This is a genomic window from Oleiagrimonas sp. MCCC 1A03011 (assembly GCF_003267965.1).
Lineage (GTDB): Bacteria > Pseudomonadota > Gammaproteobacteria > Xanthomonadales > Rhodanobacteraceae > Oleiagrimonas > Oleiagrimonas citrea.
In genome coordinates, this window is record NZ_MSPY01000001.1 from 618742 (window position 1) to 643645 (window position 24904).

A 24904-nucleotide genomic window follows, 5' to 3' on the forward strand; every position below is an offset into this window, starting at 1 on the left:
TGCAGCTATCAACAAGAGCTGTATGAAGGAATGGGCAAGAAAGCTCCTCATAACTTTCTCCTCAACGTCCAGCCAGTGCATCGACAATGTTCAGACGCATGCCGCGCAGGGCCGGCAGCGCACCGACCAGCAGCCCGATCAGCACCATCAGCGCGACGCCCATGCCCCAGGTGGCCGCTCCCAGTGACGGCAGATTCACCAGCCCGCCGCTGCCCTGGGTAACCAGCGGTCCGAGCGCCGACGCCACGCCGAGCCCGATGAGCCCACCGATCAGCAGCAGCAGCACGGATTCGGCAAGTACCATCATCAGGACGCTGCGACTGGAGAACCCGATGGTCTTCAGCACCGCCAGCTCCGAAGTGCGCTCGCGCACCGCCTGCGCCATGGTGTTGCCGGCCAGCAGAATCAGGGTGAAGAACACGGCGCCCATGATGCCGACCACGATCAGGCCGATGTTGCCGATCTGCTTGGCGAAGGAAGCCTGGAAGGCCTGCTCGGTCTGCGTCTTGGTCTCGTTGGGCGAGTTGGCCGAAAGCGCGTCGATGCGGTTGGCGGTTCGGTCGGCCAGTGCCGGATCGGACAGTTCCTCGATGTACCAACCCACCGTGCCCTGACCGAAGGCGTTGGCCTCGTTGAAATAGGTCCAGTGGAAGAACAACGCCTGATCCAGTCCGTTGGCCGCGTCCTTGCTCACATCGAAGATGCCGACGATGTCCATCGGCCAGGTCTTGTCGCCATTCTTCTGCGGGAAAATGGTCGATTGCAGCGGAATCTTGTCGCCGACCTTCCAGCCATAGCGCTTGGCCAGCGTGCGCCCGACCACCGCGCCGGTGCGCGTGGCGTCGAACGCCTTGCGCTGCGCCGGATCGAGCAGGATCTCCGGATACAGGTCCAGGTATTCCGGGCTGATGGCATAGCTGAAGACGAAGTTCTTCGGGTCCTGATACACACCGCCGAACCAGTTCGCGTAGCCGACCTTGCGCACGCCGGGTATCGCGGCGATGCGGTTGCGCAGCGCCTGCGGCAGCGGCTGAATGATCGAGTAACGCGACGAAGTGACCAGCCGTCGCGCGCCGACCGCGCTGGTGCTGCCGCTCTCGAACGCCGTGCGCACCGAGTCCAGCATGCCGAACAACAGAAAGGCCGCGACGATCGAGACGATGGTCAGGATCGTCCGCGTCTTGCGACGGAACAGCGCGGCCCAAATCAGATGCAGGTATTTCATGTGGCGTCCCCTCCCACGGAAACGGCATTCACGACCCTCAGGCCGTGGCCTGCTCCACCAGCGTGCCCTTGTCCAGATGCAGGATGTGATCGGCGTACTCGGCCGCCTTGGGGTCATGCGTGACCATCACGATGGTCTTGCCGTGCTCGCGATTGAGCGTGCGCAGCAGGCCGAGCACCTCCTCGGCCGATTCGCGATCCAGGTCGCCGGTCGGTTCGTCGCAGACCAGCAGGGTCGGGTCCGAAACGATGGCCCGCGCGATCGCCACACGCTGCTGCTGACCGCCCGACAGCTCGGACGGCTTGTGCGTGACGCGCTCCTCCAGGCCGACCAGCTTCAGGGCGATACCTGCGTTGTTCCTGCGCTGCGCGGCCGACAGCTTGGTCAGCAGCAGCGGCAGCTCGACGTTGCGCTGCGCGGTGAGCATCGGCATCAGGTTGTAGAACTGGAAGATGAAGCCCACGTTCGAGGCGCGCCAGCGGGCCAGCGCATTGGCGCCGAGCTGGTCGATGCGTTTGTCGCCGACCGTGATGCTGCCTCCGGTCGGCACGTCCAGGCCGCCGATCAGATTCAGCAGCGTGGTCTTGCCCGAACCCGACGGCCCCATCAGGGCCAGGAAATCGCCCTCGGCCACCTGCAGATCGATGTGGTGCAGCACCTCGACCTTCTGCTTGCCGCGCGCATAGGTCTTGCTGACGTCTTGAATGTCGATCAACGTTCCCATGATGAAGCTCCCCGCCACTGATGTCGCTGAAGATCATTCCGTCGCGCTGCGCGATGATCGCGCGCGCCGTCGTCGAATCGATGCCGCCCTGCCCCACGGCAGTCTTGCACAGCTTGCCCGGCGGCCGCAGTCCGACAAAGGGCCGAGCATCAAGCATTGCGGATGACAGGTGTCACCCGCGCACGACGTGGCTCAGCGCGTATCGGACGCGCTCTTGACCTTGTCGCCGTCACGCAGCGAAGCCGGCGGACGGTCTATGACACGCGTGCCCACCGCAAGACCGGCGGGCAGCAGACGCAGGTCGCCGTAGGTCTGCTTGGCCGGCGACACGGCCTGCAGACGTGCGTGTCCATCTTCGATGCGGAAGAGCACCGAACGTCCATCGCGCTGCACGATGGCGGTGGCCGGCACCAGCACGCCCTTCGGTGTATCGCCGATGCGCTCGGGCTGCTTCTCCAGGAAGGACACGCGCACGCCCATGTCCGGAATGATGCGCGCGTCCTTGCTTTCCAGCGCCACCCGCACCTTCACTGTGGCTTTGCCGCGGTCGGCAGCCGGCACGATGGCGACGACATGCGCGGGAATCGTCCAGTCCGGGTAGGCGTCCAGCACGGCCTCGGCCGGCATGCCCGGTTTCACGCGGCCGATATAGGCCTCGTTGACGTCGACATCGACTTCCAGCGAGTCCATGTCGACGATGGTGCCCACGCCGGTGCGGGTGAAGCCGCCACCCGCAGCCGCCGGGGCGATGATTTCGCCCACTTGCGCCGTCTTCTGTGTGACCACGCCGGAAAACGGCGCACGCACCACGGTGTAGTTGTAGTTGACCCGGGCCACGCGCACCTGCGCCTGCGCGGCCTTCGCTTGCTTGCGCTGGGCATTGAGTTGCGCCTGCAGCGACGCGACACGAGTCCGCGCCTGTTCCGCCTGCTGCGTCGAGACCAGGCCGCGTGCGACCAGATCGTCCTGGCGCGCCATGTCGTTGCGCGCCTGGCGCAGCTCAGCCAGGGTCTGCAGGGTCTGCGCCTGCGCAGCCTGCGCACTGGCCTCGGCCGCATGCAGCTGCGCCGCCTGCGCACTGTCCTCCAGGCGCGCCAGCACCTGCCCCTTCTTCACGTGATCGCCTTCCTCGATCAGCACCTCGGTCAAGGTACCGACGATCTGCGCGGAGACGGTCGCCTGCCGACGCGCGGTGACATAGCCGGTAGCTTGCAGAACGGCCTGCCCTTCCCCGGATGCGGCAGGCGCCGAAGCCGTGACCGTCGTCACAGCGACCGCAGCACGTCCGAGCAGCACCCAGCCACCGACGGCGAGCATGCTCGCCAACACGACCGCTGCGCCGACGATCCAGGGCCAGCGTCTCGGCCCCGTGTCGTGATCGTCACGCTGCGAGCGGTCGATGTGTAGTTGCTTGAGCAGGTCGTCGTTGTCCACGTTGCGCTCCCCGTCGCCCGATTCGCGAACACGTCCAGCATGCCGCACCCGCCCCCTCAGCGGAAGCGCGATCCATCAGAGGGCTTTCATGACAGCTGTCATTCGTTACGCTGTCGCTTTGCCCGGAGATCCACCATGGCCCATGTCATCCCCGCTCCCGAACCCGCCAGCATCCCGGTGCTCGGCAGCGACCGGCGCTTCCCCGTCCGCCGCATCTTCTGCATCGGCCGCAACTATGCCGATCACGCCAAGGAAATGGGCGCCAGCGTGGATCGCAAACAGCCCGTGTTCTTCACCAAGCCGGCCGACGCCATCGTCACCGACGGCGCCAACACGCCATACCCCCCCGCCACCGAGGATCTGCACCACGAAGTGGAAATGGTCGTGGCGCTGGCGCGCGGCGGACGCGACCTGGACCCGGATGCCGCGCAGGCCGCCATCTTCGGATACGGCGTCGGTCTGGACCTGACTCGCCGCGACCTGCAGGCTCGCGCCAAGGAAAAAGGGCTGCCCTGGGACGTGGCCAAGGCCTTCGATCACTCCGCGCCGGTCTCGACCCTGCGCCCGATTGCGCAGGGTGTACCGGACGCCGATACGGTGCTGCGCCTGCAGGTCAACGGCGAAACACGTCAGGAGACCACGCTCGCCTCCATGATCTGGTCGACGCCGGAGATCATCGTCGAGCTGTCGCGTCTGTTCGAACTGAAAGCCGGTGACCTGATTTTCACCGGCACGCCGGCAGGCGTCGCCGCCCTGCATCGCAGCGACTGTCTGCACGCCGAACTGACGGGCATCGCCGAGCTGGATACCCGCATCGTTTGACGCACGCAGCCGCGCACGTCTGCGGTACATTGTCGACTACAGGGGTTTCATCACAGCGGAGGGGAAGCACATGGGCATGATGAGCGAGTTCAAGGAATTTGCCGTAAAGGGCAATGTCGTGGACATGGCCGTGGGCATCGTCATCGGCGGCGCGTTCGGCACCATCGTCAAGTCGCTGGTTAGCGATGTGATCATGCCGCCCGTCGGACTGATCACCGGCGGCATCGACTTTTCCAAACTGAAATGGGTGCTGCACGCCGCGGGCGCGGACGGCAAGGGCGAGGTCGCAATCCACTACGGCACGTTCATCAACAACGTCATCAGCTTCCTGATCGTCGCCTTCAGCATCTTCCTGGTCATCCGCGTCATGAACCGTCTCAAGCGCAAGGAAGAGGAAAAGCCGGCCGAACCCGCCGCGCCGCCGGCGGATGTGCAATTGCTGACCGAAATCCGCGATCTGCTGAAAAAATCCTGACCCCAAAGGCCCGTCGGCGTCGAAGCGTCGGCGGGCTAGCGGTTCTGCGCGCTGCTCGGCAGGATCGCCGCATCCGCCTCGGCGCCACCGTCGAGGGCCTGCAGGTTCTCCTTGATCCGCGTCAACACGTCGATCATGTGCTGCAGATCCGCCATGTCGATGTCGCGGGTCGCATCCTCGCGCAGACCGTGCGCGATCTCTTCCATGTCCTCGGCCACCGCGTTCGCACGCTCGGTCGGATACAGGCGCCAGCAGCGGCGGTCGTTGGGATCCGCGCGTCGCTCGACGAATCCGGCCGCCTGCAGGCGGTCGATGACACGGCCCACGGCGATCGCCTCCATCTCCAGGAATTCAGCCAGCTCGCTCTGCCGGATGCCCTGCCGCATGTGCAGGCATTTCAGCGCACGCCACTGCGCACGCGTGAGGTTGAAGCGTGTCGCTCGACGATCGAAATGCTTGCGAAAAAGCAGCGTGACGTCGTTGAGCAGGTAGCCGATGGACATGTCCCGGATGGTCGTCATAGTCGAAAAAGTAGATGTACGATGCTGAAGCCAAGTCTACGACATTGCCGGCCCTCTCGTTTTCAGCAGGACAGGAATCGATGGAGCTCATCCGCCAACGCGCCGACATCACCACGCTGGAACTCGACGCCATCGTCAATGCCGCCAATCCGACCCTGCTCGGCGGCGGTGGCGTGGACGGCGCCATCCACCGTGCAGCCGGACCGCGCTTGCTGGCAGCCTGCCGGGATATCGAGGAAATTCGCCCCGGTGTACGTTGCCCGACCGGAGAAGCTCGCATCACCCCCGGCTTCGACCTGCCTGCGCACCATGTGATCCATACGGTCGGGCCAGTCTGGCGCGGAGGCGACCAACAGGAGTCTGCGCTGCTGGCCGCCAGTTATCGCAACAGCCTGCGCCTGGCGATCGAACACGGATGCCGCCATCTCGCCTTCCCGGCGATCAGCTGCGGCGCGTACGGCTACCCGCTGGACGACGCTGCGCGGATCGCGGTCGATACGCTGCGCGAAACCGGTACCGGGCACGCCATCCGCATCGTGCTGTGCAGCTTCGACAACGCCGTCGATGCGGCCTGGCAGCGGGCCCTGAACGCCTAATCGCCCTCGACCGACTCGAGCGCGGACGGAATGCTGTCGTCCAGCGGTTCGACATCCTCACCCCGTGCGATGACCACGGCGGCCGCCAGATCGCCGGTCACGTTGAGTGCCGTGCGCGACATGTCCAGCAGCCGGTCGATGCCGAGCACCAGGCCGATGCCCTCCGGCGGAATGCCGAACATGCCCAGGATCATCGCGATCACCGGCAGCGAGCCACCCGGCACACCGGCCGCGCCCACACCGCCGAGCACGCAGATCAGCAGCACCAGCAACTGCTGCGCGAACGACAGGTCGACACCGAAGAACTGCGCCAGGAACAGCACCGTGACGCCCTCGTACAGCGCCGTGCCGTTCATGTTCGCGGTCGCCCCCAGTGTGCACACGAAGCGGCTGATGCGACGCGGAACGCCAAGACGGCGCTCGGCCGCCTGCAGCGTCGTCGGCAGCGTGGCGCTGCTGGACGAAGTCGAGAACGCCGTCACCATCGCCGTTTCCGCGCCACGGAAGAAGCGTCCGATCCGCATCCCGCCGAGATAGCGCACCAGCAATGGCAGCACCACGAAGCACTGCAGCACCAGCGCCAGCAGGACCACACCCACGTATCGCGCCAGTTGCAGCAGCACATCCCAGCCCAGCCGGGCAGTGAGCGTGAACAGCAGCGCAGCGACCGCGTACGGCGCGACGCGAATCACCCACTCGATCAGCCGCAGACTGATGTCGTACACGCCCTGCATGGTGCCGACGAACGTGCGCGTGCCCTCACTGCGCACCACGGCTGCGGCGATGCCGAACATCAGGGCGAAGAACATCAACCCGAGCAGATTGCCGTCGGCCGCCGCGCGCACCGGATTCAGGGGCACGATGCCGAGCAGCATTTCGCGCGCGGAAATCGCCTCGCGCTTGGAGGCGATCTCGCTGGCGCGATGACCGGCCTCCGCCAGCAGCTGCTCGCCCACTTCATGCGGCACGCCCTGACCGGGCCGGAACACGTTGACCAGGATCAGACCGATGGTCACCGCCACGGCGGTCACGCCCAGAATCCACACCAGCGTTTTCAGGCCGACACGCCCCAGGGAGCGCGGATCGCCGATCTCCACCACGCCGAGCACCAGTGCCGAGAACACCAGCGGCACGACCAGCATGAAGAGCAAGCGCAGAAACAGATCGCCGACCGGCTGGGTAACGTAACCGATCACGACTTCCAGCCAGGGCGCGTCGTGCGCCAGGGCATAACAGGCCAGACCGGCCAGCGCGCCGATCAGGAAACCGATCAGCATCTGCGTGTGCAGCGGCAGGCCGCGACGGGACGCGCCCGCTGCGTTTCCGGGACTCGACATCAAATCACTCCGTCAGGATTTCCCTGACCGAGTCTACCCGTTGCGACGGCAGCGTGGGCGTCAGCGCGAAGGCGGATACAAAGGCGGCAGCACGCTCGTCGTCTTGCCGCCGGAAGCCTTGCGCCAGGCGAAACCGGCCCGGAAAGCCTGCGCCAGGCTGCCACGGGCCACGGATGCTTCCCCATCGACGGCGTAACGGCTGCGTTGCAGTCGCGCGATGGCCTCGACCTGCGCCGCATCGTCCAGCTGCGCGCCCAGGTCCTGCAGATGACGGATCGCCGGCCGCTCGGCCCGCGCCCAACGCAGCAACGCATGCGCAGCCGCATCCAGGTCGTCGCTGCGCGCCGCGACGAGAAAAGCATTGCGCAAAGTCCTGGCACGACCGCCTCGCTCATCCGCATCGACAGTACGCTTGCGTTGCGCATTGCCGCGACGCCACCACCACCATGCCGCGACCGCCAGCGCGCTGAGCAGCCACAGTACCCCGCTAGCGAGCGCGACCCAGCGCCACGTCGTATCACGCGCTGCCGGTACTTTTTGCACGGCCACCGACGGTGTCTTCGACGTGGTCCCGGCCGGGGCCGGCGTCGATGCGGCGGCACTGGATGCAGGCGCCGGCGAAGCAGTTCCTGTGGACGAGCTCGTCGCCGCCGCGGCGACCACGGTCAGGATATGTGCAGGAATCTTCGCGGTTTCCTCGCGATCAGTCTGCGTGTTCCACCAGCGCAATGTGATCGGCGGAAGTTTCAGTATTCCGGCGCGATTCGGCACGATGGCAAAACCGCGCGAGCGCGAACCGGTGATCCACTGCCCGTTGTTGCGACTGACATCCTGCGTCTGATCCGGATAGACATCGGCGCCGGGAATATCCGGCAGCGTCGGCTCGGGCAGCAATTCAGCGGGCAACCCGGTCGCTCCTTCCTGCAGCGTGACCGTGACCGGCTCGCCCACCTGTACCTTCCCACTCGCGGGCAAACCACTGAGATTCAACTCCACCTGACGCGCAGGCAGCCAGGGACCGTTGCCGGCTCCCGCTGGACGCGGCCGCACATGCAGTTCGATCACCTTCGACTGGGCGCCGATGGTGCGCGCCGTACCGAAGAAATCACCCATGCCCGAACTGTCCACCGTGCGCCCGCGGAACACGATCGGGGTCACATTCAGCGTGCCGGCCTTCTGCGGAATGATCGCGTAATGACGCTCGATCACACCGTACGTGCGCCCGCCGCGCTGTGTCTGGTAGCGCTGATCGCGGCCCAGTGTCTGCACCTGCGCGTGATCCACGTTCGGCGGCGTGAGATTGCCGTCCAGCATCGACGCGGCGTAGTAGAGCTTCACATCGAGCGCAATCTGCTGGCCGACATACGGGTTCGTCGTGCTGGGCGTGACCTCGAGAAAGGCGGGATCGCCGGCATGACCGACGCCCTGTGCAGGCGCATCGCTGACATGCAAAGTCAGCGGTGAAGTGCGCTGCCCGCCCACATCCAGCGCCGGGATCCGCAACGCGCCGGCATGCAGCGGACGCAATGTGATCGAAAGCGTGTACTGCGACTGCGCTTTGCCGTTGATCCAGCTCTCGGTGGCGCCACGGGTCTGCCCGAGCATCTGGAAATCCTTGTGCAGCGGTGACAAGTCCGGCGACGAAATCGACCCATTGCTGGAATGCAACGTCAGCGTGACCGTGTCGCCCAGCGCCACCTGATCGCGGTCCAGTGTCGCCGTGACGCCGCTGGCCATCGCTGCCGCCACCATCACCAGCCACGTCAATGCAATCGCTCCGATCATTCGTCGCAACGGTCTGTTCACGCTCAGTCACTCCCGCCCGTATCGGTCTGCGCGGCACCGTCGCCGCGTTGCTGACGACGCTGGTATTCCAGCTGAAACTTGCGTCGAAGCAGGCCACCGGGATCATCCGGCACGCGCTGCAAAGCCTGTTGCATGGCCTGCGGCAGCGACTTGCCCTGCCCGGATGCATCCTTCGGCCGCGTGCCCAGCGCGTACGCCTTCTGCGCCCCGCTCCGGGTCTTGCCCAGTTGGGCGTCCATGCGCTTCTTCAAAGCCTGCTGTGCGCGGCGCTCGGCCTGTTTGTCCTGTGACTGCGAAGCCCTGGACGGCTGTTCTTTCGAAGCATCCTGCCCCGACTTGCCCTTGCCCTTGCCCTGTGCAGCATCCCTCGCACGCTGTGCGTCGGAGGCGCTGCCCTTCTGCTGCCCCTTGCCGGATGGATTGTCTTTGGCCCCATGCGACGGCGCATGATCGTTCGGCGACTTGCTCTGATCCTGCGCGCGATGCGAGGAACCGGAACCGTTCTTGGCCTGCCCGCTTTGACCGTTCTGCGGTGAGGCACCGCCCCCTTTTCCGCCCTGATCGCGCTGTTCGCCCTGACCGTTTCCCTGCGACTTGCGCTGTTTGCGCAGCCAGTCCTGCACGCTCTTCCGGTTGGTGCGCGCATCGTTCAGACCGGGATCCGCGGCCAGCGCCTGGTCGTAGGCCTTGATCGCCTCTTGATAGCGGTGCATGTGCACCAGGGCGTTGCCGCGGTTGTACTCGTTCTGCGCACCTTTCGCCTGCGCGAACGACTTCGCTGCCGTACGGTAATCCCCCGCGCGATAGGCGGCTGTACCGCGCAATGCGGGGTCCTGCGCCAGCTTCTGCGCTTCGCGGGCATGCCCCTCGGCCAGTGCTTTCGCAGCCTGCTGGTCCCGCGTGTGCCAGGCGTTCTGCCAAGTCGTTGCCTGCGCCCGCACCGGCAACGACCAGCCCGAGAGCAACAGCAACGGCAACATCAGCAGTACGCCGCGCCGGAAACCGAAGGCCGCCAGCAACAGCACCGGAAGCAGCAGCCAGGGACCGCGATCCCGCCACGTCTGTGCATGCTGGCGTGTGTCACGCGGTCCCGATTGGGTGCGCAACTGCGACGCCAGCGCCTGGATGTCGGCGTTGTCGGCCTGCATGGGCACGTATCGTCCTCCGCCGGCCTGGGCCACTGCGCGCAGCGAAGCATCATCGCGCTTGGCCATCAATGTCTGCCCGTTGCCGGTCCGTTCGAATCCGCCGCGCGCCTGCGGCACCGGCGCCCCCTTGACGGTGCCCACCCCCAGTACCGATACACGCATGCCCGCTGCATGCGCTGCGCGGGCCGCGGAAATCGCCTGCACATTGGCATGATCGTCGACCACCACGATGGAGCCATCATGCACGCCCGCGCCCTTCAGAAGACGGGTGGCACGGTGAATGGCGCTACTCATGTCGTCGCCCTGGACCGGCATCACGTCCGGTGCCAATGCGTTCAGCAGCTCTCCGAGTGCGCCGGCATCGGCCGTTAGCGGCGCCACGGTGAACGACTCGCCGGCATAGGCGATCAGCGCATTCTGTCCACCCTTGTTGGCCTGCAGCAGCGCATGGACCTTGTAGCGCACGCGGGTCATGCGATCGGGGCTCACGTCCGTCGCCAGCATGCGCTGCGACAGCGACACGGCCACCACTTGCGCGCGCTGATTCATGAAGACCGGCTGTGGCATGCGTTCCCAGGTGGGGCCGGCCAGGGCCAACGCCGCCAGGGTCCATGCGGCCAGCACGGCCGCCAGCAGCACCCAACGCCGATGTGCTCCGCCTTCGACAAGATGAGGCAGCAACGCGGCATCCACCAGGCGGCGCAGCGCGGCGCTCTGCCCGCTCCGCTGCACCAGCCATGGCAGCACGGGAAGAGCGGCCAGGGTCAGCAACCACCACGGGCGAAGAAAATGCAGGGCATGCAGCGCATTCATGCTGTGGCCTCCTCGCGGCGGATGGAACCCAGCCAGGCCAGCAGCGCCAGCGCCATGGCCGCGCCCAAGGGCCACGGGTACAAGGGCTGCCGCGGTCGGCGCATGACATTGCCTTTCAGCGTCGGCTCCAGCGCGTCGATCGCACGGTACGCCTGTGCGAGTTCGTGCGTGTCCGTGGCCCTGAAGAAGTGCCCACCGGTCATCGACGCGATGCGGCGCAGCATCCCCACATCCAGACTCTGATCGCCGCCCAGGGCGTTGCCGAACAAATCGAGCGGGCTGGTCTGCGCCGCACCGATGCCGATGGTGTAGATGCGAACATCGGCGGCCTTGGCGATCTTGGCCGCGTCCGTCGGCGAGATGCTTCCAGCCGTGTTGACGCCATCCGTGAGCAGCACCAGCACGCGCTCGTCACCGGGCAGCTTGCGCAGACGGCGCACGGCCACGGCGATGGCGTCGCCGATGGCAGTATTACGCCCGGCCAATCCCACCGCCACATTGCGCAACTGCGCGCGAACCGCATCCAGGTCGTAGGTCAGCGGAGTCACCAGATAGGCACGCGTGCCGAACAGGATCAAACCCACCTGATCACCCTCACGCCGATCGATGAAGTCGCCTGCGATCGCGCGCACGGCACCGAATCGACTGACCGGCACGCCGCCGAGCCGCATATCGCGCAGGCTCATGCTGCCGGACATGTCCACCGCCAGCATGACGCCCCGCCCGGACCGCTCCAGCGGCTGTGGCGGCCCGATCCATTGCGGCTGCGCGGCCGCGATCAGCAAGAGGCACCAGACCAGCGTCCAAAGCAGTCCGCGCCCACGCAAACTTGCTCGGGCGTCGTTCGTCTGCGCCAGAGACGGCGGCAATGCACGATGCGGAAGCCGCAAGGCACGAACGGGCGCCTGCGCCGGCAGCCAACGGCGCAGCACCCACGGCAACGGCAACAGCACGAACAGCCACGGCCAGACGAAACCGATCATTTCACTCGCCTCGACACGACATGTCGCAGCCACCGCTCCGCGGCCGCCAGCGAGGCCTCCGCGTCGAAGCTCGGTTCACGCTCGTACAGTGCCGTGCGCAAAACCCGCAACGGCGCTGTATCCAGGCCACGCGGCGCGCACGCGCCGATATGTGCATCCCATGCCTCGCCCTGCAGCGACGCCGCACGCGGGTCGTGCAGACGCGCCGCTCGGCGCAGCCACGCCGAGAGGCCCGCCGCCAGCCAGGCACGGCCTTCCCGCGGATACTGCTCCCGCAGCGCCAGCAGTTCATCGTGGATCATCCGCCAGCGGCGGCGCCGGCGCACCCTTCGGCTCATATACAGCACTGCGCCTGCGATCAATATCAACACGACGACCGCCAACAGCCACCAGCCATAGGCCGGAGGCCACCACGAAGGCGGCGGTGCGGGGTGAATATCACGCAGCGTCGGACCGGGTGTCATCATGCTCCCCGCCCCTTCAGCGTGATACCAAGCAGTTGCGCAACCGCCGTGATGGGCTCGTCCACCGTGTCGATGCGGCGGCATGGGATCTGCAACTCACGCGCCAGGTTCTGCAATGCCCGCGGCGCGCGACCCAGAGCCTCGCGGAATTGCGCTCGTGCGGCACGACTCTGCAAATCGAGCGTACGAACGGTTTCCTGCCAGGCCACCGGATAACGACCCGCCGGCGGCAAGGTGCTCTCCAGCACATCGGCGATCACCAGCACTCGGATGCTGGCCTGCCGGCGCAGCGCTGCCATGGCTGCACGCGCGTCATCATCGACGCTTTCTCCATCGCTGATCAGCAAGACTTGACTGCCATGGCGCGCCAGGCGCCTCACGCGATGCAGCGCTTGCGAGAGCGGCTCCACACGTGTCTCTTCCGGCTCCGGATTCTCGGGCCCGCACAGTCCTCGCAACAGGGTGAGCGCTCCGCGTGTTCCGCCCTGTGGCCGAAGAAGCTTTTGCTCCTCGCCGAACATGGCCAGTCCGACGCGCATACTCGTCGCCACACCGAGCCAGGCCGCGAGCGCGCAGGCGCGGGCCGCCTGCACCGATTTGTAGCGGCGCCGGGTCCCGAATCGCATGACCGTGTGTGTGTCCAGCAGCACGACCAGACTGCGTTCGCGCTCTTCCTGAAAGAGTTTGGTATGCAGTTCTCCGCTGCGTGCCGTAAGACGCCAGTCCAACCGCCTCACGTCATCGCCAGGCTGATACGCCCGCGATTCCCGGTAATCCATGCCGCGTCCGCGCAGCGAAGCTGCGTGAGAACCTGCCCGCGATGCATGTACCCGATCGATAGGCGGCGCGAGACGGCGCGGCAATTGTCGTCGCAGCGCCAGCAATTCATCGAGCGAGATCCGGGTGATCCCGTCCGCCGCGTCGGCTTTCCGCACCGAGTTCATCGCAGCGCTCACGGCAGCGGCACGCGCTCCAGCACACGCGCGATCACGTTATCGGGATTCACGCCGGCTGCCTCAGCCTCATAGCTGATCAACACCCGATGCCGAAGCACGTTGGGCGCCACGGCATGCACGTCTTCCGGCAGAACATAGTCACGCCGCTGCAACCAGGCGTGCACCCGGGCGCAACGATCCAATGCAATCGTGCCGCGCGGACTGGCGCCCCATTCGATCCAGCTCGCCAATTCCGGGTCATAGCGAGCGGCATCGCGCGTGGCCAGGATCAGTTCGGTCAAATAGCGCTGCAGAGCCGGAGCCATGTGCACATCCAGCGCAGCACGCCGCGCCGCGAACACGTCATTCTGATGAAGCAGCCGCCGAACCGGCTTCGGTACGGACAGGGCTTCCCGGCTCTGTGCACGTGCCAGTTCGAGAATCGCCAGCTCGGCCTCCGCATCCGGATATCCGATGGTGACGTGCATCAGGAAGCGATCCAGCTGCGCCTCGGGCAACGCGAAGGTACCTTCGTGTTCGATCGGATTCTGCGTGGCCATGACCAGGAACAGGTCGGGCAATGGCCAACTGCGCTGGCCGATGGTGATCTGCCTCTCCGCCATCGCCTCGAGAAGCGCGGACTGCACCTTGGCCGGCGCTCGGTTTACCTCATCGGCCAGTACGATGTTGTGGAACAACGGACCGCGCTCGAACTCGAAGCTGCCGCTCTGCGGACGGAAAATGTCGGTGCCGGTCAGGTCCGCCGGCAACAGATCCGGCGTGAACTGCACACGATGGAAGTCCGCCTCGATGCGTGCTGCCAATGCCTTGATGGCTGTAGTCTTCGCCAGCCCCGGCGCACCCTCGACCAGAAGATGGCCATCCGCCAGTAGCGCGATGAGCAGGCTTTCGACCAGTTCCGGCTGCCCGATGATCGCACTCGCAAGCTCCTCCCGAAGCTCCGCGAAAGACTGCTGAAGATCGATTTCCGGACCAGTTTCAGTCTGACTCATGACGGGCGCGAACCTCCTGCGTATGTCGGATATGCGTGGATGGGCATTGCGTATGCATCGCCAGGCACGGCCTTGGGACAGCGATCGACCCGGAAAGTTTAGCGCCGCGCTTCGCCACAAACGAAAAGGCGGCCTTGCGGCCGCCTTTTCCTGTTCCTTCGAGACGCCTCAGCGTCCGGTCTCGCTGAGAATCTTCGGTGTCACGAAGATCAGCAGCTCGGCCTTGTTGTTGGTGTGGTTATGCGAGCGGAACAGATAGCCAAGAATGGGAATATCTCCCAAGCCGGGAACCTTGGCCACATTATTGTTCTTGGTGATCTCGTAGATACCGCCCAGCACGACCGTCTGCCCATTGTCGACCAGGACGGAGGTGTTGATCTCTCGCGTATCGATCTGCGGAACCTGACCACCACCCGGGCTGGCCACGAAACCGGCCAGAGCATCCTTCTTGACGTTGATCTTCAGGTACACGCGCTTGTCCGCGGTGATCGTCGGCGTGACCTTCAACTCCAGCACTGCGTCCTTGAACTGCACAGTGGCATTACCGGTACCACCGCCGGCACCCGAGTTCTGGAAGGTGACGTAACCAATTTCCTGACCCTGACGGATCAGCGCTTCCTGCTGGTTGGCCGTGATCACCCGCGGGCTGGAGATGATTTCCGTCTGCCCTTCGGACTGCGCCGCCGACAGTTCAAGATCAAGCAGATAGTTGGAACCCAACACCGCCAGGCCAAGACTGCCGGTTGGCGACGAACTGAGAGGCAAGTTCACATTGAAACCATTGGTCCCGCTGGTGCTCAGCGTCGGAACCGAGACGTTGGTTGCACGATTTTGGAGCCCTGTATCCACGGCATTAGAACCATCCGCACCCAGCGAAAGTGTATTGCCATTGTTGTTCTTGACCCCGAAAGCGCCCCACTTCACACCAAGATCACGCGTGAAGGAATCGGTTGCCGCAACGATGCGGGACTCGATCAGCACCTGCTTGACTGGACGATCAAGAATACTCACCAGATTGCGGATCTGTTTGATCTTCTCCGGCGTATCGTTGATCAGTAGTGTATTGGTGCGCTCGTCGTAGGAAACGCTTCCGCGGGGAGAAAGGAAACCGCGACTACCACTTTCGCCACCCGCACCAGCTCCACCACCCCTGCTCTGCAAGCTCTTTTGCGTCAGCAGTTGAGCAATATCCGAAGCCTTGCCGTAACTGATGGGTATATACGCCGTCACCAGTTCCGCTTGCGCTTCGGACTTCAGTCGTGCCTCGGCCAGATTCTGCTCGTATTTGGCGATCTGTTCCTGCGGCGCAATCCAGATGACATTACCGTTGCGACGCTTGTCCAGCCCCTTCGCGCGCATGATCACGTCCAGCGCCTGATCCCACGGCACGTTGACCAGGCGCACGGTCACGCTTCCGCTCACGCTGTCCGCCGCGACGATGTTGAGACCGGACACCTGAGCCAGAAGATTCAAGGCCGAGCGCACCGGAATGTTCTGGAAGTTGAACGTCACACGCTTACCGCTGTATACCGGGGCCTCGCCAGGTTTCGGCTTATCTGATTTCGAAGCCTTCTTTGGCGTGATGTCGACCACGTATTGATTGTTGCTCTGATAGGCCGACGTATCGACATCGCCATGCACCTGCAACACCATCTGTCCGCCGCTGGCCGTCGCATGGGTACTCATGCTCTGCACCGGCGTGGCGAAATCCGTCACATCCAGCGTCTTCGCAAACTTGTCCGGAACAACGACGTTGTTCATCTGCACCGTGACGCGATCGTCTTCCTGCTGCAGATTCACATCGGCACCGCTGCCAGTGAAACTGATCAGCACCTTACCTCCGCCATTTGCCGCTCGACGAAAGTCCACATTCGAGACCTGGACAGCATTCGCCGATTGCACCTGTTTTGTCGGATCGGCATCCACCGCACTGCTGGACGAACTGTCCGTACCACCGTTACTCACGGTCAATACCAGATCATTGCCGTCCACATCGGCGTGATAGCTCGCGGCACGGAACAGCTCCACGACCACTCGCGTACGATTGCCTGCCGACACGACCGAGTAGCCCGACGTCGCACCGGTGCCGACGTCGAAATGACGTTTGCTGACCCCGTTGCTGATGCCGTCGAGATCCACCGCGATGCGCGGCGGCGTGCTGGTGGTGAAGATCTTCGGCTGCGGCGGAGCGCCGTCGAACTGCATGTTCAACTGCACGCGGCCACCCGGCAGCGTCTGGTAAGTGACGTCCTTCAGCGTGCTGGTGGCCCAGGCGGAGCCGGCAAAGCTCAACGCAAGCAGCGACAACAGAGCGAAAACGCTGTTTCGGAAGGCAACCATGGCCTGGCCTCGACGATGCATAGTTGTGGTCATCATGTACATCACCCCCGATGGGTCTTCATTGCACGTCGAGCGCGATGCTCGCCTTGCGTTCCATCCAGCCGCCGGACCCGTTCGGTACCAGCTCGACAAGATCGACGTGATCCTCGGCAATGTCCGTGATACGGCCATAGTTCTGCCCCATGTAGTCATTTACGTGTACTGGATGAATGACCCCACCGGGATCCTTGATCAGCGCCTCCATCTTGCCGCCCTGACCGATCGTGCCGACCATCTTCAGACTGTCCAGCGCAAAGGATTCGAGCGGCTGGCGCGGACGATTCTCATCCGGACGCGGCCCGGACTTCGCATTCTTCGCGCTGTCATTCGGACTCGGCGCAAACGGATCGCGTTTGGCCTGATCCTTGTAGACGAAGCTCTCGAACGTCTTGATTACCGGAAGCGGCGGCAACGGCGCGCCCTTCTTGGCCTTTTCCTGCGCAACCCAGCGATGCAGGTCCGAGGTGCCGCGCGTACAACCACCGAGCACCAGCAACGAGGTCAGCAGCAGCAACAGACGCATGGTGTTCTTCCGCATGCTCATTTGCCCCTCCCGCCCGGATGGCCGGCGCCGGTCTGGTCGTCCTCGTCATCCAGGTAGCGATAGGTCTTGACCGTGCCTTCCAGCGTCAGACGTCCGTTGGTGGCGACGCCGCCCGGCCCTGCTTTCTCGGCCTTGAGGGAAACGTTGTGCATGGTCAGGATCACCACGCGCGGCAATGAAGCCACACCGCTGATGAACGTACCGAACTGGTGATAGGTGCCGGTCATCTTCAGCTGGATCGGCTTCTCGGCGTAGAAATCCTTTTTGGATTCCGGCCCGGGGGCAAAGGTTTCGGTCTGCAGGCCGGACGCGAGCGCCGTCTGCGAGATGTCGACCAGCAAGGCCGGCATTTCGGTCTTGCTCGGCAACTGGCGCAGCATCTGTCGCAGCATGTCCTGCATGTCGCTGAGCTGCTTGCGCAATGCCTCGAGATTGACGGCCTTGGACTGCTTGCTCATGAATTCGCTACGCAAGGTATGTTCCTTGCGTTGCAAACTTGCCAGTTCATCCTGCTGATTGCTGGTGTAGAAGTACCACCCCACCGCCACGATCACGACAAGCAGGATGACGATGAAGAAGGTCTTGACCGATTTCGGCCAGCCACCGACATTGTTGGTATCGAGATTGCGAAGTTCGTCGAAGAAACTCATTTCTTCGCCCCTCCCTTCATCGCCCCACCCTTCGGCGATGCATCCGCCTGGCTGTCGCTGCTGTCCTCGGACTTCGGCTTGACCATCTTCATGCTCAGATTGAACACATACGGCATGCGGGTGTCAGCGCCGGTGTTGTCGGTGCGGCCCAGTTCGACCTGACTCATCCACGGCGATTTCTCGAGGTTGCGCATGTACTCGGCGACGCTGGCGTTGGACTGTGCAACGCCTTTCAGCTTCAGCTGATCGCCTTGCTGCTGCAGGCTGGTCAGTCGCACGCTGGACGGAATGGTCTTCACCAGTTCGTCGAACAGATGGACCATCTTCGAGCGGTCCGCCTGCAGTTTCTCGATGATGCGCTTGCGCGCCAGCAGATGGTCGCGCACCTTCTCCAGATTCTTGATCTGCGCAATGCGCTGATCGAGCTGGTGAATCTGGCCCGTCAGGTAGGTGTTGCGCTCGTTCTGATTGCTGATGCGCATGTTCATCCACATGCCCCAGACAATCACAATGGCAATGCCGGCGGCGAACGCCAGGCCGAGATGCGTGTAGAACTCGCGCTCGCGTTGCTTGCGCCGTTCGGCACGCCAGGGAAGCAGATTGATACGCGCCATCAGTCGAAACTCCTCATGGCGAGGCCCGCGGCGATCATCAGCGAAGGCGCATCTGCGGCCAGCTGCTGAGCCTGGGAGCGGGAAGCAATCGACATCTGCGCCAACGGATTGGCCACCATGCACGGCACGCCGAGCTGGTCCTCCACCATTTCGCTGACGCCGGCGATGCCGCCCGAACCGCCGGCCAGGACCACCTGGTCGACCTTGCTGTATTCGCTGCCGGCGAAGAAGAATTGCAGCAGACGGCTGATCTGCTGAACCATGGATTCCTTGAATGGCTCCAGCGCTTCCTGTTCGTAGGTATCCGGCAGACCGCCCTGACGCTTGGCGCGACCGGCTTCCTCGTAGGACAGGCCGTAGCGACGCATGATCTCGTCGGTCAGCTGCTTGCCACCGAAGACCTGTTCACGCGAATAGATGGTGCGCTGGTTCTTCATCACCGCCAGCGTGGTCATGGTGGCGCCGACATCGACCACGGCGACCAGCGCATCACGGGCGACCGAAAGCTGGTCGGCAATCAGCGTGAAGGCGTTCTCCATGGCGAAGGCCTCGACGTCGATCACCTTGGCGGTCAATCCGCCCAGATCGAGTGCGGCCACGCGCATGTCGACGTTCTCGGTGCGCGACGCGGCGAGCAGAATGTTGCTCATCTCCGGGTTGTCGCGCACCGGCCCGATCTTCTCGAAGTCGAGGCTGACTTCCTCGATCGGATACGGAATGTATTGATTCGCCTCGACCTGGACCTGGCCTTCTAGATCCTCTTCCGAGAGATCCGACGCCATCGGAATCACCTTGGTGATCACCGCCGATCCGGCCACGGCTGCCGCGGCGAAGCGCGTTTTCGAGCCCGATCGTGCCAGCGCACGACGCACCGCGTCGCCGACGGCCTCGACCTCGACGATGTTCTTTTCCACCACTGCATTCGGCGGCAAGGGCTCGACCGCGTAATGTTCCACGCGATAACGACCACCCGACCGGCTCAGCTGCAACAGCTTGACCGCAGTGGAACTGATGTCGACGCCGATCAGCGGCGGCTTCTTGGGAGTGAACAGACTCACGTTTCCCCCTTCCCCATGCGCCCTTAGGAGCGAAATGTGCGCAACGGCATTAAATATGAATTTTAACAGCTTGGCAACAGGGCATTAATTCTTTCCAGCCTGCCCTCCCGATGCACGTTTTCCGGTGCCTGGCGCACTCGCTTCACCACTACGAGGCCGCCCTTTTCCTTGCGCCGGGGAAACATCCTAGCGGCAAACTCAGGTAAGTCGACAACTTTGTGCCGTATCCATGCGAATGGCGACGTAAAGTCGTGACGCATCGCACGTCGCGGCAGGCATTCCGTGACCCACGCCCACCCGCGAGACGGCATCGCCGGCAAACGTGCACGAACGCGCAGCCCGGGGCGCCGCTTGAACACGCAAGCGCCCGGCGCTCTATACTCGGAGTCTTGTGTGTTCCTGCATTCCTTCCAGACAAGTTCCGTATCCATGCCAACAATCAAGCGTCTGCTCCGCTACGCACTGATCCTCGCGCTGGCGGGCGCACTGCTGGGGGCCATCGCCGTCGGCGTCGCCTACTGGATCATTTCTCCGCGTCTGCCCTCGGTCGACTCGCTCAAGGACGTGCAGATGCAGGTTCCGCTGCGCGTGCTGAGCGCCGACGGCAAGCTGATCGCCGAGTTCGGCGAGATGCGCCGGCTTCCGGTGAAGATCGAGAATGTGCCCGCGCGCCTCAAGCATGCCGTGCTGGCCGCCGAAGACGACGACTTCTATCATCACGGCGGCGTGGACTGGAGCGGTACGCTGCGCGCCGCCATTCACGTGGTGCTGAGCGGCGGCAAGAAGACCCAGGGCGGTTCGACCATCACCCAGCAGGTCGCGCGCAACTTCTTCCTCAGCTCGCAGAAGACCTACACCCGAAAGATCACCGAGATCTTCACCGCCTTCCGCATCGAGCACGAGCTGACCAAGGACGAGATCCTGCAGCTCTACCTCAACAAGATGTTCCTCGGCCACCGCACCTATGGCGTGGGCGCTGCGGCGCAGTACTACTACGGCAAGACGCTCGACCAGCTGACCATCGCCGAATGCGCGATGATCGCCTCGACCTTCCAGCGCCCGTCCGTGGTCAACCCGACTGACCACCAGCGACTGGGTCGCGCGCGTCGCGACTACGTGCTCGGCCGCATGCTGGCCAACAACTTCATCACCAAGGCGCAGTACCAGCAGGCTAAGGCCACGCCGCTGCACGCCGCACCGCACCAGCTGCCGATCGCCGTGCATGCGCCGTATCTGGCGGAAATGGTGCGCCAGGCCGCGCTGGACAAGCTCGGCAATGCCGCCCTGACCGACGGCTACGTGATTCGCACGACCGTGAAGGCGAAGGACCAGGCCGATGCCGACGCCGCCGTGCGCAAGGGCCTGATGGAATACGATCGCCGCCACGGCTATCGCGGCCCGGAAGCGCACGTGCAGCTGCCGCCGCAGGCACAGCCGTCCGACTACCAGAAGATCCTCTCGCATTATCACGAGGTGGCGGGGCTGGAGCCGGCGCTGGTCACGGCCAGCAACGCTGACGACGCCAATCTGGTGCTGGCCGATGGCCGCTCCGTGCAACTCAAGCTCTCCGCAGTGTCCTGGGCGCGCAAGTACCTCCGTCCGCGCGCGCGCGGGCCCAAGCCGCAGCACGTCGATGACGTGCTCAAGGCTGGCGACATCGTACGCCTGCGCAAGGATGACAAGGATCAGTGGCAACTGGCGCAGATTCCGGCCGCGCAGAGCGGCCTGGTATCGCTCAACCCCGACGACGGCGCGGTGCTCGCACTGGTCGGCGGCTTCAGCTTCCAGCGCAGCAAGTTCAATCGCGCACTGATGAGCGGCAGCGGCCGCCAGCCCGGCTCCAGCTTCAAACCGTTCATCTACTCGGCGGCGTTCGAGCACGGGTTCACCCCCGCCACCATCATCAACGACGCCCCCGTGGTGCTGCCGGACCCGTCCAAGCCCAACGGCCAGTGGACACCCTCCAACGATGACGGCAAGTTCGACGGCCCGATCCGCCTGCGCACCGCGCTGATCAAATCCAAGAACCTGGTGTCCGTGCGCCTGCTCGACACGCTCGGACTTCAGTTTGCGCGTCAGTATGCGCTTCGCTTCGGATTCGACCCTGACGCCGTGCCCAACAACCTGTCGATGGCGCTCGGCACCGCCTCGGTTTCGCCCATGAGCATGGCCCGTGCCTACGCTGTGTTCGCCAACGGCGGCTTCCTGATCGACCCGTACTTCATCGCGGAAATCGACAACCGCGACGGCAAGGCCATCTACAAGGCCAATCCGCTGCGCGCCTGCCGCGACTGCCAGGCGCGTATTCTGCAAAACAGCGACGAGAGCGACAGCCTGCCGCCCGCTCCGTCCAGCTCGGTCGCCGCTGCTGCGCAATATGCCGGTACCGACGGCCTGCTGCCACTGCAGCCGATCGCCTCGGCCAGCTCCCCGCAGCCGGCTGAAGCGGCCAGCACGGAGGCACCCCGCCTGGCGCCGCGCGTCATCGGCATCCGCAATGACTACCTCACCACCTCGCTGATGAAGGACGTGATTCTGCACGGCACCGGCATCGCCGCCCGCGCGCTGAAGCGTCCGGACCTGGCCGGCAAGACCGGCACCACCAACGAGCATCGCGATGCCTGGTTCTGCGGCTTCAACGACAAGGTCGTGACCACGGTATGGGTCGGCTTCGACAACTTCTCGTCGCTGGGCTACGAGTTCGGCGCCAGCGCCGCACTGCCGATCTGGATGCACTACATGGGCGCTGTGCTGAAGGGCACGCCGGAATCGGCACTGCCGCGGCCACCAGGCATCACCAGCCTGCTGATCAATCGCAATACCGGCCTGCCGACCACCAGCGACGATCCGGACGCCATGTCCGAGATCTTCAAGGTCGAAGACGTGCCGCACCTGCAGGAAATGGCCCGCAAGGCCAAGCAGGACAAGAACCAGAAACACGCCTACGACATCTTCTGATCGGACCGGCGCGCCGCCATCTCGGCGGCGCGCCGCGCACGGCTATCGCAAAACGGAAAGCTCGGTTAGGCTGTAGCCGGACGTACGGAGTGCACGCCATGGCCCGAGGTCGGCATCACCGCATACACGCCCAGGATCGCCTGCACCGCAACCGTCAGCGCGTCGCCCAGGAAGCGGCCCGCCTGATGAGCGAGCACGGCATCCGCGACTTTCACCACGCCAAACTCAAGGCCGCCGAACGCATGGGGGTCGACGACGAGCAGGCACTGCCGCGAAACCGCGAGATCGAACAGGCGCTGCGCGAACGCCAGCGCATTTTCCACGGACACGAACAGCCACAGGCGCTGCGTCGCCGACGCGAAGCCGCGCGCGAAGCCATGGGTTTTCTGGCCCGCTTCGAACCGCGATTGGTCGGCGCCGTGCTCGACGGCACCGCCGACAGCCACTCCGCAGTCTGCCTGCATCTGTTCTGCGACGAACCCGAAGCCGTGCCGCGCTTCCTCGACGAACGGGGCATCCCGTTCGAAGTGCAGACCCGCAGATTGCGAGAAACCCGCGACCGCAGCAGCGAGTATCCGGTCTACTTGTTCCGCGCCGACGAGCTGCCGTTCGACCTGACCGTGTTCCCCCGCGTCGCGCTGCGACAAGCGCCGCTGGGACGCATTGACGAACGACCGATGGAACGCGCCTCACTTAACGCCGTGGACGAGTTGCTGGCCCTGCCCGACAGCAGCAACGACCAGAACTTCGAGGACATGCTGACCAACGCACTCGGGCGCTGAAGCGTCTACCGTGCAGCCGCGTTTGTCACCACGTCGAACACCACGGCTTCCGTGAACGAAAAACGCCCCGACAAGCGGGGCGTTTTTCGTTACTGCACGAGGACGAAGCGCTCAGCGCTTGTCCATCGCCATGTAGTCGCGCGGCGTGGCACCGGTGTAGACCTGACGCGGGCGGCCGATACGCGAGCCCGGGGTCTCGTGCTGCTCGATCCAGTGCGAAATCCAGCCGGCGGTGCGGGCAATGGCGAACATGACCGTGAACATCTCGGTCGGGATGCCCAGCGCCTTGTAGATGATGCCGGAGTAGAAGTCGACGTTCGGATACAGCTTGCGCTCGACGAAGTACTCGTCCTTCAGCGCCGCCTCTTCCAGCTTCATCGCCACGTCCAGCAGCGGATCAGACACGCCCAGCGCGTCCAGCACCTCATGACAGGTCTTGCGGATGATCTTGGCGCGCGGATCGAAGTTCTTGTACACGCGGTGGCCGAAGCCCATCAGGCGGAAGCTGTCGTTCTTGTCCTTGGCGCGCTTGACGGCGCTCTCGACGTTGTCCGGCGTACCGATCTCCTCGAGCATCTTCAGCACGGCTTCGTTGGCACCGCCGTGCGCCGGTCCCCACAGCGCGGCGATGCCGGCGGCCACGGAGGCGTACGGATTGGCGCCCGTCGAACCGACCAGACGCACGGTCGAGGTCGAGGCGTTCTGCTCGTGGTCGGCGTGCAGGATGAACAACAGATCCAGCGCCTTGGCTGCGACCGGGTTCATCTCCAGCGGCTCGCTCGGCACCTCGAACATCTGATGCAGGAAGCGATCGCAGTATTCCAGGTTGTTACGCGGGTAGCGGAACGGCCAGCCGATGGAATAGCGGTAGCAGGCGGCGGCGATGGTCGGCATCTTCGCGATCAGGCGGATCGCCGCCATCTTGCGCTGCTCGGGATCGTCGATGTCCAGGTCGTCGTGATAGAACGCCGACAACGAGGCGATCGCGCTGCACAGCATCGCCATGGGATGCGCATCGTGATGGAAGCCGCGGAAGAAGTGCTTCTGCGACTCGTGCATCATCGAATGGTGCGTGACGTGATGTTCGAAGTTCTTGAACTCGCCTTCGTTCGGCAGCTCGCCGTTGAGCAGCAGGTAGGCCACTTCCAGGAAACTGGAGTTCTCGGCCAGCTGCTCGATCGGGTAGCCGCGATAGAGCAGCACGCCCTTGTCGCCGTCGATGTAGGTGATCGCACTCTTGGTGCTGGCGGTGGCAGCGAAGCCAGGATCGAAGGTGAAGTGGCCGGTGCTCTTGTACAGCGACGAGATATCGACGCAGGACGGCCCCAGGGTAGGCTCGATCAGCGGAAGGTCGGTGCTGGTTTGGGTGCTGTCGTCGGTCAGCTTCACGGTCTTGTCAGACACGGCGTACTCCTTGGCATGCGTTCCGGCGCGATCGCGGGGGCGGCGCCGGTGGGGGGACATGAGATCTACAAGCACGGCAGGTCTGCATATCGGCCCTGCCGGACGGGCGTTTGCGCGCCCATCAATCTTCCCATTATGGCACAACACGCCCCCGTACGGAGGCGGTGAGGCTGGACCGGCGGCGGGAAAACGCCGGCTTCAGGCACACGAAAAGCCGCA

General features: G+C 64.4%; 23 protein-coding genes. 6 read left to right on the top strand and 17 right to left on the bottom strand.

The features are described 5' to 3' along the window. Positions 1-61: 61 nt before the first annotated feature. Together BTJ49_RS02835 and BTJ49_RS02840 are read right to left on the bottom strand one after the other, a co-directional pair. Positions 62-1225 (bottom strand): ABC transporter permease, encoded by a 1164-nt coding sequence (locus tag BTJ49_RS02835; RefSeq protein WP_113063819.1) that lies wholly within the window; start codon positions 1223-1225, stop codon positions 62-64. A gap of 37 nt (positions 1226-1262) precedes the next feature. Then, positions 1263-1949 carry an ABC transporter ATP-binding protein gene (locus BTJ49_RS02840; protein ID WP_113063820.1) on the bottom strand — a complete coding sequence of 229 codons (687 nt, stop codon included), beginning with the start codon at positions 1947-1949 and terminating at the stop codon, positions 1263-1265. On the opposite strand from BTJ49_RS02840, the gene BTJ49_RS15700 reads away from it, so the two are divergent. Next, positions 1948-2115 carry a hypothetical protein gene (locus BTJ49_RS15700; RefSeq protein WP_168184641.1) on the top strand — a complete coding sequence of 56 codons (168 nt, stop codon included), beginning with the start codon at positions 1948-1950 and terminating at the stop codon, positions 2113-2115. The genes BTJ49_RS02840 and BTJ49_RS15700 overlap by 2 nt on opposite strands. A gap of 26 nt (positions 2116-2141) precedes the next feature. Here the strand turns inward: BTJ49_RS15700 and BTJ49_RS02845 are convergent, their stop codons facing one another. Continuing rightward, positions 2142-3383 (bottom strand): efflux RND transporter periplasmic adaptor subunit, encoded by a 1242-nt coding sequence (locus BTJ49_RS02845; RefSeq protein ID WP_113063821.1) that lies wholly within the window; start codon positions 3381-3383, stop codon positions 2142-2144. Positions 3384-3518: 135 nt separating this feature from the next. On the opposite strand from BTJ49_RS02845, the gene BTJ49_RS02850 reads away from it, so the two are divergent. Both BTJ49_RS02850 and mscL read left to right on the top strand, forming a co-directional pair. After that, complete coding sequence (locus BTJ49_RS02850; RefSeq protein ID WP_113063822.1) at positions 3519-4205, top strand: fumarylacetoacetate hydrolase family protein; 687 nt, start codon at positions 3519-3521, stop codon at positions 4203-4205. Positions 4206-4275: 70 nt separating this feature from the next. Further along, entirely contained in the window at positions 4276-4680 is a 405-nt protein-coding gene (mscL, locus tag BTJ49_RS02855; RefSeq protein WP_113063823.1) for a large-conductance mechanosensitive channel protein MscL, read from the top strand. Positions 4681-4715: 35 nt separating this feature from the next. Here mscL and BTJ49_RS02860 read toward each other — a convergent pair whose 3' ends face one another. Then, positions 4716-5183 (bottom strand): MarR family transcriptional regulator, encoded by a 468-nt coding sequence (locus BTJ49_RS02860; protein ID WP_240151722.1) that lies wholly within the window; start codon positions 5181-5183, stop codon positions 4716-4718. A 98-nt stretch (positions 5184-5281) separates the two neighbouring features. On the opposite strand from BTJ49_RS02860, the gene BTJ49_RS02865 reads away from it, so the two are divergent. Further along, positions 5282-5797 (top strand): O-acetyl-ADP-ribose deacetylase, encoded by a 516-nt coding sequence (locus BTJ49_RS02865; RefSeq protein WP_113063825.1) that lies wholly within the window; start codon positions 5282-5284, stop codon positions 5795-5797. On the opposite strand, the gene BTJ49_RS02870 is transcribed toward BTJ49_RS02865, so the two are convergent. The 12 genes from BTJ49_RS02870 to BTJ49_RS02925 form a co-directional block, all read right to left on the bottom strand. Beyond that, positions 5794-7134, bottom strand: a complete 1341-nt coding sequence (locus BTJ49_RS02870; RefSeq protein WP_205300827.1) for a dicarboxylate/amino acid:cation symporter — start codon at positions 7132-7134, stop codon at positions 5794-5796. The two genes, BTJ49_RS02865 and BTJ49_RS02870, sit on opposite strands and share 4 nt — an antisense overlap. 60 nt (positions 7135-7194) lie before the next feature. Further along, positions 7195-8919, bottom strand: a complete 1725-nt coding sequence (locus BTJ49_RS02875) for a BatD family protein (protein ID WP_113063826.1) — start codon at positions 8917-8919, stop codon at positions 7195-7197. Positions 8920-8942: 23 nt separating this feature from the next. Continuing rightward, entirely contained in the window at positions 8943-10901 is a 1959-nt protein-coding gene (locus BTJ49_RS02880) for a VWA domain-containing protein (RefSeq protein WP_113063827.1), read from the bottom strand. Further along, complete coding sequence (locus tag BTJ49_RS02885; RefSeq protein ID WP_113063828.1) at positions 10898-11884, bottom strand: VWA domain-containing protein; 987 nt, start codon at positions 11882-11884, stop codon at positions 10898-10900. Before BTJ49_RS02885 ends, BTJ49_RS02880 begins: the two co-directional genes overlap by 4 nt. Then, positions 11881-12351 (bottom strand): DUF4381 domain-containing protein, encoded by a 471-nt coding sequence (locus BTJ49_RS02890; protein WP_168184642.1) that lies wholly within the window; start codon positions 12349-12351, stop codon positions 11881-11883. Before BTJ49_RS02890 ends, BTJ49_RS02885 begins: the two co-directional genes overlap by 4 nt. Further along, positions 12348-13304, bottom strand: a complete 957-nt coding sequence (locus BTJ49_RS02895; protein WP_240601700.1) for a DUF58 domain-containing protein — start codon at positions 13302-13304, stop codon at positions 12348-12350. Before BTJ49_RS02895 ends, BTJ49_RS02890 begins: the two co-directional genes overlap by 4 nt. Further along, on the bottom strand, positions 13301-14296 hold the full coding sequence (locus BTJ49_RS02900) for a MoxR family ATPase (protein ID WP_113063831.1): 996 nt from the start codon (positions 14294-14296) through the stop codon (positions 13301-13303). The genes BTJ49_RS02895 and BTJ49_RS02900 overlap by 4 nt, the downstream gene beginning before the upstream one ends. A 168-nt stretch (positions 14297-14464) precedes the next feature. Next, positions 14465-16672: a type IV pilus secretin PilQ gene (pilQ, locus tag BTJ49_RS02905; protein ID WP_240601701.1), complete on the bottom strand. Its 2208-nt coding sequence runs from the start codon at positions 16670-16672 to the stop codon at positions 14465-14467. 22 nt (positions 16673-16694) lie between these two features. Further along, positions 16695-17219 carry a pilus assembly protein PilP gene (locus BTJ49_RS02910; RefSeq protein WP_240151721.1) on the bottom strand — a complete coding sequence of 175 codons (525 nt, stop codon included), beginning with the start codon at positions 17217-17219 and terminating at the stop codon, positions 16695-16697. Next, positions 17216-17869 carry a type 4a pilus biogenesis protein PilO gene (gene pilO, locus BTJ49_RS02915; protein WP_113063833.1) on the bottom strand — a complete coding sequence of 218 codons (654 nt, stop codon included), beginning with the start codon at positions 17867-17869 and terminating at the stop codon, positions 17216-17218. The genes BTJ49_RS02910 and pilO overlap by 4 nt, the downstream gene beginning before the upstream one ends. Further along, the gene (locus BTJ49_RS02920) at positions 17866-18483 is read right to left on the bottom strand and encodes a PilN domain-containing protein (protein ID WP_113063834.1); all 618 of its coding nucleotides are present in this window, start codon (positions 18481-18483) and stop codon (positions 17866-17868) included. The genes pilO and BTJ49_RS02920 overlap by 4 nt, the downstream gene beginning before the upstream one ends. After that, a complete protein-coding gene (locus BTJ49_RS02925; protein ID WP_113063835.1) occupies positions 18483-19541 on the bottom strand; it encodes a pilus assembly protein PilM in 1059 nt (352 codons plus the stop codon). The genes BTJ49_RS02920 and BTJ49_RS02925 overlap by 1 nt, the downstream gene beginning before the upstream one ends. 429 nt (positions 19542-19970) lie before the next feature. Here BTJ49_RS02925 and BTJ49_RS02930 point away from each other — a divergent pair, with 429 nt between their 5' ends. Both BTJ49_RS02930 and BTJ49_RS02935 read left to right on the top strand, forming a co-directional pair. Beyond that, entirely contained in the window at positions 19971-22499 is a 2529-nt protein-coding gene (locus BTJ49_RS02930; RefSeq protein WP_113063836.1) for a penicillin-binding protein 1A, read from the top strand. 98 nt (positions 22500-22597) lie between these two features. Next, a complete protein-coding gene (locus tag BTJ49_RS02935; protein ID WP_113063837.1) occupies positions 22598-23281 on the top strand; it encodes a hypothetical protein in 684 nt (227 codons plus the stop codon). A 111-nt stretch (positions 23282-23392) separates the two neighbouring features. Here BTJ49_RS02935 and BTJ49_RS02940 read toward each other — a convergent pair whose 3' ends face one another. Then, complete coding sequence (locus BTJ49_RS02940) at positions 23393-24685, bottom strand: citrate synthase (protein WP_113064026.1); 1293 nt, start codon at positions 24683-24685, stop codon at positions 23393-23395. Between the last annotated feature and the right edge of the window lie 219 nt (positions 24686-24904).